General features: G+C 55.0%; 12 protein-coding genes. 10 read left to right on the top strand and 2 right to left on the bottom strand.

What is annotated here, in order from left to right:
* The first annotated feature begins 47 nt into the window (after positions 1 to 47).
* The 6 genes from BXP70_RS01945 to BXP70_RS01970 all read left to right on the top strand — a co-directional run bounded on the left by BXP70_RS01945 (position 48) and on the right by BXP70_RS01970 (position 7,555).
* Positions 48 to 1,214, top strand: coding sequence for a 2-isopropylmalate synthase (locus BXP70_RS01945; protein ID WP_086592315.1), 1,167 nt, complete (start codon positions 48 to 50; stop codon positions 1,212 to 1,214).
* A gap of 126 nt (positions 1,215 to 1,340) precedes the next feature.
* Positions 1,341 to 2,732: a 3-isopropylmalate dehydratase large subunit gene (gene leuC, locus BXP70_RS01950; RefSeq protein WP_086592316.1), complete on the top strand. Its 1,392-nt coding sequence runs from the start codon at positions 1,341 to 1,343 to the stop codon at positions 2,730 to 2,732.
* A gap of 65 nt (positions 2,733 to 2,797) precedes the next feature.
* Positions 2,798 to 3,394, top strand: coding sequence for a 3-isopropylmalate dehydratase small subunit (gene leuD / locus BXP70_RS01955; protein WP_086592317.1), 597 nt, complete (start codon positions 2,798 to 2,800; stop codon positions 3,392 to 3,394).
* On the top strand, positions 3,382 to 4,500 hold the full coding sequence (gene leuB / locus BXP70_RS01960) for a 3-isopropylmalate dehydrogenase (protein ID WP_086592318.1): 1,119 nt from the start codon (positions 3,382 to 3,384) through the stop codon (positions 4,498 to 4,500). The genes leuD and leuB overlap by 13 nt, the downstream gene beginning before the upstream one ends.
* Before the next feature lie 548 nt (positions 4,501 to 5,048).
* Positions 5,049 to 6,281, top strand: a complete 1,233-nt coding sequence (locus BXP70_RS01965; RefSeq protein WP_086592319.1) for a glycosyltransferase — start codon at positions 5,049 to 5,051, stop codon at positions 6,279 to 6,281.
* Between the two features lie 281 nt (positions 6,282 to 6,562).
* On the top strand, positions 6,563 to 7,555 hold the full coding sequence (locus BXP70_RS01970) for a cation diffusion facilitator family transporter (protein WP_086592320.1): 993 nt from the start codon (positions 6,563 to 6,565) through the stop codon (positions 7,553 to 7,555).
* Here the strand turns inward: BXP70_RS01970 and BXP70_RS01975 are convergent.
* Entirely contained in the window at positions 7,552 to 8,310 is a 759-nt protein-coding gene (locus tag BXP70_RS01975; RefSeq protein ID WP_086592585.1) for a TerC family protein, read from the bottom strand. The genes BXP70_RS01970 and BXP70_RS01975 overlap by 4 nt on opposite strands.
* A gap of 285 nt (positions 8,311 to 8,595) precedes the next feature.
* Entirely contained in the window at positions 8,596 to 10,611 is a 2,016-nt protein-coding gene (locus BXP70_RS01980) for a M13 family metallopeptidase (RefSeq protein ID WP_245849431.1), read from the bottom strand.
* A 937-nt stretch (positions 10,612 to 11,548) separates the two neighbouring features.
* Between BXP70_RS01980 and BXP70_RS01985 the strand changes: the two genes are divergently transcribed.
* From BXP70_RS01985 to BXP70_RS02000, 4 genes are all read left to right on the top strand, one after another.
* Entirely contained in the window at positions 11,549 to 12,286 is a 738-nt protein-coding gene (locus BXP70_RS01985) for a polysaccharide biosynthesis/export family protein (RefSeq protein WP_143436337.1), read from the top strand.
* A 47-nt stretch (positions 12,287 to 12,333) separates the two neighbouring features.
* Positions 12,334 to 14,715: a GumC family protein gene (locus BXP70_RS01990; RefSeq protein ID WP_086592323.1), complete on the top strand. Its 2,382-nt coding sequence runs from the start codon at positions 12,334 to 12,336 to the stop codon at positions 14,713 to 14,715.
* A gap of 186 nt (positions 14,716 to 14,901) precedes the next feature.
* A complete protein-coding gene (locus tag BXP70_RS01995) occupies positions 14,902 to 16,509 on the top strand; it encodes a lipopolysaccharide biosynthesis protein (RefSeq protein ID WP_086592324.1) in 1,608 nt (535 codons plus the stop codon).
* On the top strand, positions 16,506 to 17,732 hold the full coding sequence (locus BXP70_RS02000) for a glycosyltransferase family 4 protein (RefSeq protein WP_086592325.1): 1,227 nt from the start codon (positions 16,506 to 16,508) through the stop codon (positions 17,730 to 17,732). The genes BXP70_RS01995 and BXP70_RS02000 overlap by 4 nt, the downstream gene beginning before the upstream one ends.
* Positions 17,733 to 17,751: the final 19 nt, after the last annotated feature.

Below are 17,751 nucleotides of genomic sequence, written 5' to 3' on the forward strand. Positions count from 1 at the left end.
ACCGAGATGTTGCATGCTGAATTCTGTAAGCAAACAGCAACGACACGATGACGGCTCAACGAATCCAAATCTTCGACACGACCCTGCGCGATGGGGAACAAGTGCCAGGATGCAAGCTAAACAGGGAAGAGAAACTTGTTATTGCCCGGCAGCTTGAACTGCTAGGCGTAGATGTTATCGAAGCCGGTTTCCCCGTATCGAGTCCCGGCGATTTTGCAGCAGTGCATGCCATTGCTGCTCAGACTAAAGAAGCTACCGTATGTGGCCTAACCAGGGCCGTCGAAAACGATATTCGGGTAGCCGCTGAGGCCCTGAAGCTAGCGCGTTATCCGCGCATACACACCGGCATCGGCACCTCCGAGCTGCACGTGAAGCACAAGCTCTGCTCGACGCAAGAGTTGGTATTGGAGCGCGCCATTGCCGCCGTGAAGCTAGCTAAATCCTTCGTGGAAGACGTGGAGTTTTACGCCGAAGACGCTGGCCGCACCGACAACGTGTACCTAGCTCGCGTGTGCGAAGCCGTCATTAAGGCCGGCGCCACCGTGCTTAACATCCCCGACACCACTGGCTACTGCCTTCCCGAGGAGTACGGCGCCAAGATCAGATTCCTGCGGGAGAACGTGAAAGGCATTGAGAACGTGACGCTTTCCACTCACTGCCACAACGACCTAGGTCTGGCTACGGCCAACTCCATTGCCGGCGTAGTGCACGGCGCCCGCCAGATCGAGTGCACCATCAACGGGGTCGGCGAACGAGCTGGCAACACGGCTTTGGAAGAAGTCGTGATGATTCTGCGCCAGCACCCCTACCTGAACCTCGACACGAACATCAACACCAAGCTGCTCACCGAAACGTCGACGATGGTGTCGCACATGATGGGCATGCCGGTGCAAGCCAACAAAGCCATTGTGGGCGCTAATGCTTTCTCGCATTCCAGCGGCATCCACCAAGATGGCGTGATCAAGCACCGCGAGACCTACGAAATCATCGACCCGCGCGAAGTAGGCGCCCCCGATTCGTCTATCGTGCTGACGGCCCGCTCAGGCCGCGCTGCCCTAGGCTACCGGTTGCAGAAAATCGGCTACGCGTTCAACAAGAGCGTGTTAGATCAGGCCTACGCATCGTTTTTGGTGCTAGCCGACCGCAAAAAGGAAGTTGTGGACGAAGATTTGCACATTCTGGTCGAACAAGAAAACTTAGTTGCAGCAAGCTAGCTTGTAAGCAGTTGTAGCGCGAAGCTCTCACTTCGCGTTTCGTTGAATAATCATCGTTGTGACGACTTAGCCTGAGTCGTTCAGCGGTACGCGAAGCGGGAGCTTCGCGCTACACCCCACCACCCCATGGCACAAACCCTATTTGATAAGATTTGGGACGCTCACGTTGTGAAGTCCTTCGGCGACTTATCCGTCGTCTATATTGATAAACACCTCATTCACGAAGTCACGAGTCCCCAGGCTTTTGACGAACTGACTGCGCGCGGCCTGCCCCTGTTTCGCAAAGACCAGATGCTCGCCACCGCCGACCACAACGTACCCACGCGCAACCAGCACCTGCCCATCGAGGAGCCCCTCTCCCGCTCGCAGGTAAACAAGCTAACGGAGAACTGCGAGAAGTTCGACGTGGAGCTGTATGGCCTAGGCCATGAGCGTCAGGGCATTGTGCACGTTATCGGACCAGAGCTAGGCCTCACCCAGCCCGGCATGACCATCGTGTGCGGCGACAGCCACACGTCCACGCACGGTGCGTTTGGGGCTATTGCCTTCGGTATTGGCACGAGCCAAGTGGCCCAGGTGATGGCCTCGCAGTGCTTGCTCATCAGCAAGCCCAAGCGCATGCGCATCATCGTAGATGGTGAGCTGCACCGCGGCGTAACGGCCAAAGATTTACCGCTTTATATCATCTCGAAGCTAGGTACTGGCGGTGCTACGGGTTACTTCGTGGAATACGCTGGCAGCGCCATCCGGGGCCTGAGCATGGAAGGCCGCATGACGCTCTGCAACATGAGCATCGAGATGGGCGCCCGCGGCGGCATGATTGCCCCCGACGAAACCACGTTTGCCTACGTGGAAGGCCGCCCCTACGCCCCGCAAGGCGAGCGTTGGGAGCAGGCCCTCGCTTACTGGCGCACCCTCTACTCCGAGCCCGACGCTACGTTCGACTCGGAGTACCACTTCGATGCCCAGGACATCTACCCGATGATTACCTACGGCACCAACCCCGGCATGGGCATCGCGCTCAACGGGTTGATTCCGACGGAAGTATCGAGCAGCGAAGCCGTGAGCTTTCAGAATTCGCTCAAATACATGGGCTTTGCGCCGGGTGAGTCGCTCTTGGGCAAGGAAATCAACTACGTGTTTATCGGCAGCTGCACCAACTCCCGCATTGAGGACTTGCGCACGGTGGCGAGCTACGTGAAAGGCAAGCACAAAGCCCAAAACGTGGAGGCCATCATCGTGCCCGGCTCGAAACAGGTGGAGCAGCAAGCCATTGCCGAGGGGTTAGACAAGGTGTTGGCGGAAGCTGGCTTTGAGTTGCGCGAACCCGGTTGTAGCGCGTGCTTAGCCATGAACGAGGACAAGATTCCGGCGGGCGCGTATTGCGTTTCTACCTCCAACCGCAACTTCGAAGGCCGACAGGGCCCCGGCGCCCGCACCTTATTGGCCTCGCCCCTCGTGGCCGCTATTACGGCCGTGGAAGGTCGCATTGTCGATATTACGCAGTACCTGAACTAATTAACGCACAGCCCCTAGGTGTTGCTCCCGGCGAGCAGGACCTAGGGGCTGCGGCTTTCTAGCATATGGAAAAATTCCAGATCCTTCGCACCACGGCCATCCCGTTGCCGATCGAGAATATTGATACGGATCAGATTATCCCGGCGCGTTTCCTGAAGGCGACGTCGCGGGAAGGCTTCGGCGAAAACCTGTTCCGCGACTGGCGCTATACTTCCGAAGGCACACCCAAGGCGGATTTCGCGTTGAACAACGCGCGCTACGGCGGCCAGATTTTGCTAGCGGGCAAGAACTTCGGTTGTGGCTCTAGCCGCGAGCACGCCGCTTGGGCCTTATATGATGCCGGTTTCAAAGCCGTTATTTCGAGCTACTTTGCTGATATCTTCCGTGGTAATGCCCTGAATACGGGCTTGTTGCCTCTGCAAGTTTCCGACGAAGTGCTCCAACGCTTGCTCGACCAAGTGGAGCAGAACCCGCAAACGGAGCTGGTCGTGAACCTGCCAGAGCAAACCCTGACGGTACCGGCCTGGGGCGAAAGCATCCATTTCGACCTCGATCCTTACAAGAAGGAGTGCCTGATTAACGGCTACGACGACATCGATTTTTTAGTCAACCAAAAGGAGGCTATTGCCGCCTACGAAACCACACGCGCATGGGCATATTAAGAAAGAAAATTGCCGTACTGGCCGGTGATGGTATCGGACCAGAAGTCTGTCACGAGGCCATTAAGGTACTCGACGCCGTAGCCGAACGCTTCGGCCACCGCTTCACCTACGACTATCAGTTGATGGGCGCTTGCGCCATCGATGCCACCGGCGACCCGTTGCCGGAGTCGACGCTAGCGGCTTGCCGCGCCGCCGACGCTATCCTGCTCGGCGCCATCGGCGACCCCAAGTACGATAACAACCCCGCCGCTAAGGTTCGTCCCGAGCAGGGCTTGCTGCGCCTGCGCAAAGAGCTAGGTCTCTACGCTAACATTCGCCCCGTAACGGCCTATGATATACTACTACCTCACTCGCCACTGAAGGCTGACCGCATTGCCGGCGCCGACATGCTGATCTACCGGGAGCTGACCGGCGGTATCTATTTCGGGGAGAAAGGCCGCACCGAAAATGGCGCCTTCGACCACTGCACCTACACACGCCCCGAGATTACGCGCATCGCGCACCTAGCTTTCCAGTCGGCCCAGAACCGCCGCAAGAAGCTGACCTTGGTCGACAAAGCCAACGTGCTGGAAACCTCGCGCTTGTGGCGCGAAGTGGTGCAGGAGCTAGCTCCTGCCTACCCAGACGTGGCCGTAGATTACTTGTTCGTGGACAACGCCGCCATGCAGCTCATCCTGAACCCCAAGCAGTTCGACGTGATGCTCACGGAAAACATGTTCGGCGACATTCTCTCGGACGAGGCTTCAGTTATTGCCGGCTCCCTAGGTCTGCTGCCCTCCGCTTCGGTGGGCGATAAAGCCGCGCTATTTGAGCCCATTCACGGTTCGTACCCGCAGGCGAAAGGCCGGAGCATTGCCAACCCCATTGCCACCATCCTATCCATTGCGATGATGTTGGAGCACTTTGGTTTGCAAGAAGCGGCCAATGTAGTGAAGGACGCCGTGCAAGATGCTTTAGCCCAGAACGTGTTGACACCGGAGCTAAACCCAACTTCGTCGTCGACGACGGAGCAGGTTGGAACGCACATCGCGCAGTGCGTGCTCGGTTTCCCCACCTCGCAGCTCCACCGCGACAACATCAAAGCGGGAATGAGCACGATTATCTAAGACGAGCGAAACAGCAGACCAGAAAGAGCCAAGGCCGGCCAGCAATTTAGTTGCTGGCCGGCCTTGGCTCTTTCTGGTCATGTGCACTCTGGTCATAGCCTAACCAATTTCAGGTTATGTTGCGACTAGAGCGCGTGTAAGCTGGATCGAGTGGGCAACGAATATGAAAAGACGACGGGCTAGCACATGCTTTTGAATCGTTCAGCATTTTGGCTAGCAAGAAACAGAACCCCGTAGATTCACAATTAGGAAATATAAATCTTCTAATTTAATTTTGTACACAACACTCTTTAGGTTTCCTCGGACCAATCGTGGCTGAAAAGCTAGGTTACGGATCTTTACCTCGCTTAAAGTCCTTGCCCGTACAGCTTGACAGAAGGCCTCCGACCGAAACACAAGCAACTTCGAATTTCTACGTCGGCAAAGCTAAACTTGTGCAAGCTGTTGATAATAAACGCATAACAAACACGCTAGATAAAACAAGCGAGTTTGATCAATATATTTGCAAAGCCTAACGCATCGGCAGCTTCCTTCTCATTTCCCCGCTTATGAATATTGTTTTCTTTGCTCATCCAGACTTTCTAGAGCATCAAAGCATGCCTAGGTTTACCCGGATGCTAGCCGATGGAATGCAAGAGCGCGGGCATGCTGTGCAGGTTTGGGCGCCGCAACCTATTTGCTCCCGCCTCCCAGTCCCCGGTTCGCTAAAGAAATGGCTAGGGTATGTCGATCAGTATGTTCTGTTTCCCTTCAAGGTTCGGCAGCGCCTAAAGCAAACTCCTGCTGACACGCTGTATGTGTTTACGGATCATGCGCTCGGGCCCTGGGTGCCGTTGGTCGCCGACAAAGCGCATGTCGTCCATTGCCACGACTTTTTGGCGCAACGCTCCGCGCTAGGTGAGATACCCGACAATGCCACTAGCTGGTCGGGACGGGTTTATCAGCGCTACATACACCGCGGCTACGCTCAGGGCAAGCACTTCATCTCGGTTTCTTACCGGACCCGGGAAGACTTGCAGACTTTTGTGCCGGCTCCGCTTACATCCAAAGTGGTGTATAATGGGCTTAACCAGAAATTTAAACCCAAAGAGCCTGTAGAGGCCCGAATGCAGCTTGGGGCTAGGTTACAGCTCGACCTAGCTGGCGGCTATCTGCTGCACGTGGGTGGTAATGCCTGGTACAAAAACCGGCTTGGTGTTGTTGAGCTGTACGATGCTTGGCGTGCTACCACTACTAGCCGCTTGCCGCTGCTGCTTATCGGTGAAACGCCTTCCCAGGCCCTACAAGAAAAGCGCCTTGCCTCCGCGTTTCGCGATGATATCCATTTCTTTTCGGGCGTAGAAGACACTTATGTGCAGCTAGCTTACGCTGGAGCTACTGTCTTCCTGTTTCCGTCGCTGGCAGAAGGCTTTGGCTGGCCTATTGCCGAGGCAATGGCTTCGGGCTGCCCCGTCATTACCACCGATGAAGTGCCCATGACGGAAGTGGCTGGGGGAGCTGGCTTTCTGATTCCGCGCCGGCCGCATGAGGCCGCCAAGGTCGAAGCCTGGGCCCAGCAGGGGGCTCGCACCCTTGAGCAAGTAGTTGGCTTAACCGCCGAAGAACGCAAAGATGCCGTAGCAGCTGGCATCCGAAGTGCACAACGATTCGACCCAGTTGTGACGATTAATACGATCGAAGCTACCTACAAAACGATTGTCGAAGGACCCAAAAATGGCACGATACCACTCGATAAGCACGCGATGAAAGCATCGCCGAACGCGTATCAACCAAACTCATAGTAGGATTAGCTTCTCTCTGCTTATTTGGTTGAAATCACAGCTTATTGCTTTTATGGTAGCAATCTAACTAGCTAGGTCCCGGCATGCGGCTGTGCTGAAGGACGGCTTTAAAAAACTGGTTAGCTAGAAGTTAATCTATTCCTAGGGGGCCCTACCTCTAGTACTTGGACAGCGGAGCATATACCTAGGTCCACGGTTTAAACGAAGGAATATTTATCGAAAGTAGCAGCGCCCCGTAGTAGGCAAGAAATGTCTTTCCCTGCCTTTAGCCTACTTGCGCCTTGAACGATTCGCCGACCCAATCAGCGCCGCCGCAGCCGTCGTCCAAAACGGCGATTTTCGGAGCCCTAGCTGCTAACCTAGCTATTGCCGTTATCAAGTTTGCGGCGGCCATCTTTACCGGCAGCTCGGCGATGCTGTCAGAGGGCATTCACTCGGTAGTGGATACTGGCAACGAGTGGCTTCTCCTGCTGGGTCTGAAGCGCAGTCAGCGCCCAGCCGACGAGCGACGCCCGTTTGGCTACGGGCGCGACTTGTATTTCTGGTCCTTTGTGGTGTCTATCTGCATTTTTGCCATTGGTGGCGGCATGTCGATCTACGAAGGGATAGAGCACCTAAAAAACCCGAGCCCCATCACTGACCCCACTTGGAATTATGTGGTGCTAGGCCTAGCTTTTTGCTTCGATGGTGCCTCGTTTTTATTAGCTCGCCGCACGTTCAATGCCCAGCGCGGACGGCAAACATTCTGGTCGGCCTTCCGCCGGAGCAAAGACCCAGCAACCTTCGTGGTGCTATTTGAGGATACTGCGGATTTGCTCGGGCTTATTGTGGCCTTTTTGGGCGTTTTCCTAAGCCATCAGTTGCAGAACCCTTACCTCGATGGCGTAGCCTCCCTCGTCATCGGAGCGATACTGGTGACTGTAGCGGGCCTGCTGATTCGCGAGAGCCAAAGCCTACTCCTAGGCGAAACGGCTGAGCCCGCGCTTCTGCAACAACTGACGCTCTTAGCCCAGGCGACGCCGGCTGTTCGCCGCGTGGCGCCCCCTATGACGACTTACCTGAGCCCCGAGGAAATCCTCGTCGTGCTACGGGCCGAGTTTCACCCAGAGTTATCGGCTGTTCAGGTTACGAAGGCGGTTGAGGAGCTCAGTACGACCATTCAAGCCCAACACCCCGAGGTGAAACACTTATTTGTGCAACCCACTTTTCTGGCTGCACCAAATGAGGCCGTAGTCCCACAAGCAGCGGGCAAGCTACATCCCAGCAATAGCTAGGAGCGCAGATTATCTTGCCGAGGAAATAGATAAGCCCACGCCAGAGGTACCAAAAACATGGCCACCGTTAGGATGGTCAGCCCTACATCCGCGGCATGGCTACCCAGAAACTGGCTGAGGGGGTGCCGTGGCTGGAAGTGTTCGAACAACGAGAGTAGCAGCTTCAGACCGAGCAAGCCAATCACCAGAAAGGCAGCAATTTCCAGAAAAGGATACTTTCCCATTAGGGTCACGAAGGCCTGGGCCACCAAACGCATGGCCAAGATGCCGATGAATACGCCTACGCAGACCAAGATCAGGTTATCAGTGAAGGCCACCACGGCAAACACATTGTCGATGGAAAAAGCTAGGTCCATCAGCTCGATGAGCGCCACGGTGGCCCAGAACTTCCCGAACAGACCTAGGGTGTATTTGTACACCCAACTTTTGCCTTTATCAGGCGCATCGTCGTCGCTCTTTTCTGCTTTAAAGTAATCGTATACCAAATACAGCAGGTACAAGCCGCCCAGCGGTTTCAAAAACCAGAACGTAATCAGGTACGAGGCAAATAAGATGCAGACAGCCCGGAAGAAATACGCTCCGATGATGCCATAGCGCAACGCTTTATAGCGCTGGTCGCGGGGCAAATCGCTCACCATCGTCGCTAGCACGGCGGCATTATCCACGGAAAGCAGGCTTTCAATGATGATCAGGTTGCCCACGATAGCGAGCGAAGGCAACGGATGCGCCAGAATATCTTGCAGGTAAACGTTCATGCCGGAAGCTAATTGCCGCTGCGCGGTGGAAGTACACTGCGGCAAAGTCAATGGATACAGGACTAAGGGCTACGTTTTGCTAGCTTTTCGGCTTGCCCACAGCACGTAAAAAAGAGCTACTACAGGCTTACCGCAAGCAGCGGCTACGTAGTCGTAACTGTAAACATAAAACGGCGGCCCGCCTTATCCATGCGAGCCGCCGTTTTTACTGCGATTTTATACGCATATTTTTCAGTCACCACCTAGGTTTGCCACGGTCGTGTGCTAGCTTAGCTTGAAGCTAGGTTACCAAATCTTGGCCCGCTCGGCAGTAGTACGCACCATTTTCTGCCCTTCTTTGCAGTTGAAAGCCTCGTAGAACTCAGGCATGTTCATTAGCGGTCCGATGGTGCGGTACTGCCCCGGTGAATGCGGATCGGTTAGGATTTGTTGGCGCAGCGCCTCCGGCCGGATGTTGGTCCGGCGGAGTTGAGCCCAACTTAGAAAGAAGCGCTGCTCAGGCGTAAACCCGTCGTAGAGTGGGCGCGGATTATTACCATATTTCTTCTGCAACTGCTTCTGCAACGCACTATACACGATGGTGAGCCCGGCGAAATCGGCCAGGTTCTCCCCCATCGTGAGCTTGCCATTCACGTGCACCGAATCTAGAGGCGAAAAGGCATCGTACTGGCGCCCAACTACATCGGCGCGCTTCGTAAACTCGGTGGCATCGGCGGGTGTCCACCAATCGCGCAGGTTACCTTCGGCGTCATACTGGCGACCCTGATCGTCGAAGCCGTGCGTCATTTCATGCCCCATCACACCTCCAATGGCGCCGTAATTCACTGCGTCGTCGGCATTCGGATCGAAGAACGGCGGCTGCAAGTAGCCCGCTGGAAACACAATCTCGTTGAGAGGCGGGCTGTAGTACGCGTTGATGGTGGGCGGCGTCATGCCCCACTGATTGCGGTCGATAGGCCCGCCGTACTTCTGCACATTCTCCTTATAGCTCCACTGCCGGGCGCTCAGCACATTCTTCAGGTACGATTCGCGGCTGATGTTGAGGGCCGAATAGTCTTTCCACTTATCGGGGTAGCCAATCTTCACCCGTAGCGCGTTGAGCTTCTTCAGCGCTTCCGCCTTGGTAGCGTCGCTCATCCACGTGTTGCTTTGGATATGCTCGGCCATCGACGCCTTAATGTTGCTCAGCATATCCAGCGCTTTCTGCTTGGCCTCCGGCGAGAAAGCCTTGTCTACGTAAAGCTGCCCAAAGGCCTCCCCAAGGGTATTATCAGTGGCTGCGAGCATACGCTTCCAGCGGGTGGGCTGCTGCTTTGCACCGCTCTGCACTTGCGCAAACCGAAAGGCTTCGTCGCTGTAAGCCTTGGGCAACGCCGGGGCCACCGAGCTAACCAATTGCCACGTCAGATAGGTTTTGAGGTCCGACAGCGGTTCCGTCTTTAGCAACGTATTCAGTTCTTTGAAGAAGCCTGGTTGCCCAACGATTACCTCCTGCGCTGCCCCTAGCCCGTTTTGGGCGAGTATAACAGGCAACCCAACAGCGGGAAACTGAGCGTTGAAATCCTTCAGCGCCATTTTGTTGTAGTTGGCGTACGGGTCGCGTAATTCTACCCGGTTTTTACTGGCTTGAGCTAGCCTAGTTTCCAGTCGCAACACGGTCGCCGCTTTCTTGGCAGCAGTAGCCTCGGCATCGCCCATGAGCTTGAACATGTTCATCATGTAGGCCACGTACGCTGTGCGTACCGTCTTGGACCGTGCGTCGTCTTTGAGGTAGTAGTCGCGGTCGGGCATGCTGAGGCCGTCTTGCCCTAGGTTCACCGCATACACGGTGCTGTTTTTACGGTCTTGCCCTACGCCCGCCCGAAAGAAAGCGCCCGTCCCAAGGGTCTGCTCATGCGCGAGCGTCTTCTGGAGCGTTTTCAGGTCTTTAATAGCATTGATGCGGTCCAGCTCCGGCGTGAGCGGCTTCAGACCAGCTTGTTCAATTGCCACCGAATCCATGCCGGAGGCGTAGTAGTCGCCTACTTTCTGCGCGTTGCTGCCAGCTGGCGCATTCGTATTCGCCGCCGCATCTTCTAGAATTTGCCGCAACAGCGCTTGCGTACGGTCGTTGAGTAAGTTACGGGGTCCCCAGCTCGAGGCATACGCCGGTACCGGATTGCTTTTCAGCCAATTGCCGCCTGAGTATTGAAAGAAATCGTCGCAGGGCGATACGGATCGATCAAGGTCGGCCATGTCAAGCCCCACTCCCTTCAGCACAGGTCCGGCGTTAACAGCGGCTGGCGGCGAAACAGCACTCACGGCTGTGCTTGTAGAAACTTTAGGTGTGCTCGCGCAACCAGTAAGCGCGAAGCCAGCTCCAGTTATAGCGGCTAATATGGAATAGTGAAAGTTCTTCATGAAGTCGGCAACACAGACGGCACGGTGGAAGTCAATACCTAGGTTGCAAGAGTAAAATGAGTACTACTAAATGTCGGTAAGTTACTACCCTAGGTTGCTTTTTCAGAGCGCAGCCACTCCAGAATTACTGGTGTAGTTGCCTTGTTCCTGCTCACAATGAATAGGCCCGCCTACAAACCAGTCCACCGGCTTAGTGCGTATGTGCGTCTATCGCATGTAGTTACCACTAAAAGCACACGTTCATTAGTGGCGCCCCCACTGCTTCTAAGGCTACTTCTGCGCGCTAGTTCTGTTGGCTACCCCACCCGGAGGAGTATTTACGTGTAGCATTAAGTGGCAGTATAAGATGGTAGCCGGTTGACCATCGTTACACGCTGCATATGCCCCAGGCAATTTATTTTTCTGGTAGTCAGATCAGTTATAAATATTAATACATACTAATTTATAATTTTTTCAACTTAATTTTGTTGTTACTCGTACGGGTTGTCGTTGACACCAACAGTTATTGGTTCATCCTGCTTCTTTTCTCCTTGTTCTATCCTCCTTTTTGCTCCGTCATGTTCACACACCTTGCAGCTCGGCACATTGTTAAAATTTCATTAATCAACAAGGCTATTAGACAATACTATAAATAAGTACAAGTAAATTGCAGAATATTTTAATTAGAAGAAAGCTATACAACTTACATTTGAAAGTCCTAAATTTACTGTCGGCCTTTAGGAAGCAGCATCGGCGTGCACCACTAGCAGGCTCACAATCAGCTGGTTTTCTGGCATCTTGTCTTCCTCATAAGGAGCAAAGATCCTGGCTAAAGCTGTTGCTCGCGCTACTGCCGCTGATGAGCCTAGAAGGATGCGTAAGCCAAAGCAAACTACCGTATTTGCAAGGAGGCCAGTATTCTACAGAAACCCCAACTACCATCAACAATGCCCCGCCAGCTTACCACATCCAACCAAATGATGTGCTCAGCATCCGAGTGCAGAGCGCCCAACCTACACTTAGTGAGCAATTTAACCTAAACGGCACCCAATCTATTTACTCCGGCGACCCTGGCACTTTGTACTTGTCTGGCTACCCCGTGGATGAAGCAGGTAGCGTGACACTGCCCACAGTTGGTAAGGTTTCGGTGCGCAACTTAACGCTGGAACAAGCGCAACGTGTTCTTCAGCAACAAGTAACGCGCTACATACGTGACGCCAATGTGCTAGTAAAGCTGCTCAGCTTCAAGGTGACAGTGCTAGGTGAAGTACGCACCCCAGGCCGGTACTTTATTTACAACCCGCAGGCTACAATCCTGGAAGGGCTAGGTATGGCAGGCGACTTAACTGAGTTTGGTAACCGCAAGAATATCAAGCTTATCCGCCAAACCTCCAAAGGCTCGGAAGTGGTGCTTTTAAACCTGACTGATCCTAAGCTGCTCCAATCACCTTACTACTATCTCCGCCCCAACGATGCGGTGTACGTAGAACCTCTCAGGGCGCGTGCCGCCCGAGGCAACGTTACCAACCTCGCCCTTGTCTTTTCGGGTATCTCGGCAGTAGTGCTGCTTCTGACCTTTGCCCTCGATAAGAAATAACCCCACCGCTATTCCGCTACCCTTTCTTCACTCTCTAATTCGCTAGTATGGAATCGCGTCATACTGCTTCCGATGAAATTGACTTGCATGAGCTGTTCTTCAAGCTCAGCAAACGCTGGCCTCTTTTCCTTGCTTCAGTCCTGATTGCCGGACTTTCGGCCTGGATGTATTTGCAAGTCAAAGCCCCTACCTACGATTTTCGCTCTACGCTCCTGATCGGTAATCAAAGCACCGGCTCCAAGCAGGCCCAAGAGCTATTACAACTGCTTGATCCTAAAGACAAAGGCATGAAGCTGGAGGACGAAATCGGCCTACTGACTTCTACCGACATGCTGCGCCGTACGCTCTCACGCTTGCCGTTCTCGGTGTCTTACTATACCGTGCCTAGCTCGTGGCTGAACTCGGTGAAGAACCTGCAAGTGCGCGAGCAAGCCATCGGCGGCGTGCCGTTTCGGGTGCTGCCGGTGCCCAATAAGCCCCAGCTCGTGGGGGTGCCAATTTATGTGGAGCCGCAGCAAGATGGGCGCTACCGGGTGCACGCTGATATCAAGAAAGGCGAGCTTCACCAGTTGGCTTCCGGCGAGTTAGTACGCGAAGTACTTGGTACCCAACTCGACCAGACAGTGCGCGCAGGTGACACACTTCGTAGCCCACTACTGACGGCCGTCATTGCGCCTGAGCCTAGCTACCCAGCTCTCCCAACTAAAGAGCGTTTCTTCTTCAAGCTGCAAGACATGCCTAGCTTGGTTGGCGATTATCAGAACCGTCTGAAGGTAAAGCCCATTGAGCACGAATCACGCATCTTGGAGCTCACCACGCAGGGCTCAGTACCTAGCAAGGAAACGCAGTTTCTGAATACCCTCATGGCGGTGTACGTGGAGGAAGATCTGACTCAGAAGAATCAGATCGGCCAAAAAACAATTGCCTTCCTCGACAACGAAATCAACAAGATTGCGCAGGCTCGTCTCAACGCGGCAGAAGCGGTCAGCTCATTCCGCGCTTCGACAGGCGTAGTAGATGCTACCGCTCAATCGGGGGCTGGCATTCAACGCCAGAGCGAGTTACAATCGTCGCAAGCTCGCTTGGCTACGAATCTGAAATACTACCAAAACATGCTAGGCTACATGCGCAGCCGCCGGGCGGTTGGTCAAACCGCTTCACCTAGCACTGCAGGCATCGAAGACCCTGCTATCTTGGCGCTGGTACAGCAACTTGCTAAACTCAACACGGAACGTACGTCTGTGGCGCTTAATGCCACAGCTATCAACCCGCAGCTGGTGAGCCTCGACGAACAGATCAGCGACACAAAGGAATCGTTGATTCAAACCCTGGCTAACTTGATTCGCACCGCTAACATCAGCCTGGGCGATGTGAACCAGCAGCTAGCGCAGGTACGCACCCAGATCAGCCAGATGCCGGAAAACGAGCGTCGTCTAGCGGCTCTCAGAACCCGTAGCGACTTCACCGACAAGAACTATAACCTGCTGGTAGAAAAGCGTAATGAGGCGGCTATTGCCCTAGCTACCAACAACACCGACAAGAAAGTAGTTGACCCGGCCAAGCAAAGTGGCCTAGGCCCGTCGGCACCCAAGCCGGCGTTGGTGAGCTTGATCGCACTGTTGGCAGCCTTGGCCATTCCGACGGGCATTGTATTACTGAGCGACAAAACCAACCGCCGCATCCAGAGCAAGGATGACTTGTCGAAAGTGACGAACATTCCGCTGCTGGGCGTAGTACCCCACGGTTCCAGTGCCGATAAGCAAGCTATGCTGCACGACACGCGCAGCCCTATTTCGGAAGCATTCCGCTCGATTCGGGTGAGCTTGCAGTATTTGTCTTCAGGTCCTGATAAACGATTTATCGGCGTAACGTCGTCGGTACCGGGTGAAGGCAAGACCTTCTGCACCGTAAACCTAGCGGCGGAGCTAGCCCAGGGTGGCCGTCGCGTGATTTTGCTGGAGTGCGACATGCGCCGTCCTACGATGGCTGGCTACTTCGGCATTGATACGCGCCGGGCACATGGCTTGAGCACCTACTTGGCGGGCACCAGCACCTTGGAGGAAGCCCGCATCGCGACCGACGTCCCCAACCTAGATGCTGTGTGCTGCGGACCGATTCCGGAGAACCCTACGCAACTGCTGGAAAGCCGCCGCTTGGCCGACCTGATGCAGCAGCTGCGAGAAGACTACGACTACGTGCTGGTCGATATTCCGCCGATGGGTTACGTGGCCGAGTTCTTTGTGCTGCTTCGCTACCTCGACGCCAACATTTACGTGGTGCGCCAGAACTACACCGACCGTGGCCTAGTGAACCAGATCAGTGAGCTTCACCGCGACCAGAAGGTGAAGCAGATTTATATGATTATCAACGACGTGCATTTTGCCCAAACTTACGAGTACCGTTACAAGGGCAAATCCTCGATCTATTAACTTTATAAGAAAGGGTACCTGTCATTCCGGGCGTTTTCTGCGTCAAGGAAGATGCTCGGAATGACAGGCGAATTTTAGATTACCTAGGTTTTACTTCGGACCTGCCACCCTCTTATTTCCACGCGCAGGTTTGGAGCTTCTGCTGCTCTTACACACCTTTTTTGCGCCGTTTTATTTGCCTATTCTATGAGTACTATTACTACCCCCAAAAGCCTCGCGTCGGCGGCAATCCGCGGCGTACAATGGACTACGGCGGCTTCCGTAGCCACTGCGCTCATGCAGATCGGCTATACGGCCATCATGGCACGTTTGCTCGACCCGGCCTCGTTTGGCTTGGTAGCTATGGCAGGTGTCGTGTTGCGCTTCGGCACATACTTCGCTGAGATGGGCATTGGCCACGCCATCGTGCAGCGGTCTACCATCAGCAAAGATGACGTGCGCGCCTCCTTTACCGCTTCGCTGGGGCTAGGTGCCGTCGTTACGGCGTTGGCCTGTTTGCTGGCGCCCCTGGCCACCTTCTTTCTGAATAATGAGGCTGTGGTGTCGTTGGTGCGCTTTCAGTCGTTGGGCTTCATCTTCGTGGGACTGGGCATGACGGCTACGAGCCTTCTGCGCCGCGAGATGCGTTTTGAAGTACTCGCCAAAATAGAAGTAGCGGCTTACATCCTAGGATATGGTGGCGTAGGGGTTACGCTTGCCTGGTTAACCAGCAAAGGCATGATACCCGTCAGCGGCGTATGGAGCCTTATTGCTGGTACGCTCGCTCAGCAGCTCTTGGTAGCGTTGATGAGCTACTTGGTGGTGCGTCACTCCATGAAGTTCATCTTCCAGTGGAACGCCTACAAACAGTTGCTTGGCTACGGCAGCCGAGTTTCTATCATCAGCTTTCTAGAATTTATAAACGGCAACCTCGATACGATGCTGATTGGGCGGTTGCTAGGTCCGGTGTTGCTGGGTATTTACAACCGTGCGTACATGCTGTTGTACCTGCCCATGTACTTTCTGACCAACAGCTTAGCCCGGGTGGCTTTTCCGGCTTTTAGCAAGGTGAAGGACGATGTAGTTCGCGTACGTTCGCTGTACCTTACCAGCAGCACCCTAGTAGCCACACTAGTGCTTCCACTGTGCGCTGGCGTAGCCGTGGCGGCACCCGAGCTGGTGGAGATGCTACTAGGTCCGCGCTGGGCGGCTTCGGTACCAGTACTGCGTGTACTCTGCATTTCTATCCCGCTGAGCATGACTACGCTCTTTGCTGGGGTAGTGGCCGACGCTCGCGCCAACCTACGGCAGAAGATTATCCTCAACGTCGAGTTTATGCTGCTGCTAGCTAGCTTATTTGGGCTGCTACGTGGCTTTGGCTTGGCAGGCATTGCAGCGGCTATCGGTACCGGCGAGGTGGTTCGCACCTTCCTCTACATGCGCATCACCCACAACGATATTGGTATCCCATATCGCCGCCTGTTTGCCATCTATATACCGGGCTTGATCAACGCTGCCGCCGTAGGCACCAGCATCTTGGCTGTCACCTTGCTAATTCACCCGCTGCACCTTCCCGCGGTACTCACGCTGCTCGTGCAGATGTTCACGGGCGCGGTTGTACTAGGAGCGGTGGTTTTGCGCTGGCCTTCGCCCGAACTCCGCGCACCCCTACAACAACTTCTGTCACGTCTGCAGCAGCTTTCCGCAATGCCAGCGGCGGGGCAGGCGCTTCTTATTCGCTACGAAATGTTCTTGGAACGCCGGAAGAGCCTGCTCTTCTCCTTCGATCCGCTTTCTAGCTCTGTTCCTTCATGAATATCCTGCTCACTTCCCTGATTGTTCCAAGTGCTCCATCGGGGGTGCGCGTTCATTATGAGCGCCTCGCCTCTCAACTGCGGACCCAAGGGCACACCGTTACGCTGGTGACGCAGGACAGCCTGCGCCCGGTAGTGCGCCGGGTGATTGGTGTTTTCCGTCGGAGCCTAGGTGTGCTGTTTGGTAAGCAGATCGGTATTGAGCTAACCCAGGCGGCCGAAATCTTCTTTGCCATCGACCGCTCGGCGCAGTACGATGTGGTGAATGCCCAAGATCCATGCAGTGGTTGGGCCGCTCGCTTAGCGCTGCGCGACCAAGCACCAGTAGTCGTGACGGGGCACTTCAACGACCATCCGGCTGAGGAGCTTATTCATCAGCAAGGCTTCACGGGGCTGACGGCTCGTTTTCTGCATCACTGGTACAACTTCTTGCTGGGTCGTACCCGGTTTTTTATCGGCGTATCCGACTATGTGCGGCGGCGCAGCGAGCCGTGGCTAGCGCCCGATGCGCGCCACACCGTAGTGTACAATGGCCTAGCCATGAATCAGTCGCCTCAGGCGCCGGCTCCCACCACACCCGGCCTTCGCCAGCAGTTTGCTGGTCGTCCGGTTATCTTGAACGTGGGACAACTGGAGGCGCGCAAGAATCAGCGCTACCTGGTGCAAGCCGCGGCCGAGCTTAAGCGCCAGCAAACAGACTTTGCTTTGGTGTTAGTTGGTCAGGGCGAAGACGAAACGCTACTCCGCCAGATGATTGCCGATGCCGACCTAGGTAAGCACGTTTTCCTGCTGGGCTATCACCGCGACATCATGACCCTGCTCCGTTCTGCTGACTTGTACGTGCACGCCGCCCTGCGCGAGAACTGCCCTTTAGTCCTGATCGAAGCAATGGCGGCCCAATGCCCAGCTGTGGCGCTGGCCGTGGGTGGCATTCCGGAGTTGCTAGCCGATACGCCCGATGCCTTAGTTCTGCCTACGGCAGCGCCCAGCGTGATGGCCGAGCGGCTACAAATTTTGTTGAGCTCGGCCACAAAGCGGCAAGAGTTGCAACAGCGGCAACACAACCGGGGCGAGAAGCACTTCGATGCCTCCGTAATGCTGCGCGATACCCTAGCCTTTTTCGACCTAGCCCGGCGTGGCGCTTCGGCCAAGTCGCAGGCTACTACTGCTCCTTCTCTCCAACCCACCTACCCAGGTACCCTTTCCACGAAAGAGCGCGTTTGAGTAACGGCTGCCCTTTCCA

The sequence above is a fragment of the Hymenobacter crusticola genome (genome assembly GCF_002154225.1).
Lineage (GTDB): Bacteria > Bacteroidota > Bacteroidia > Cytophagales > Hymenobacteraceae > Hymenobacter > Hymenobacter crusticola.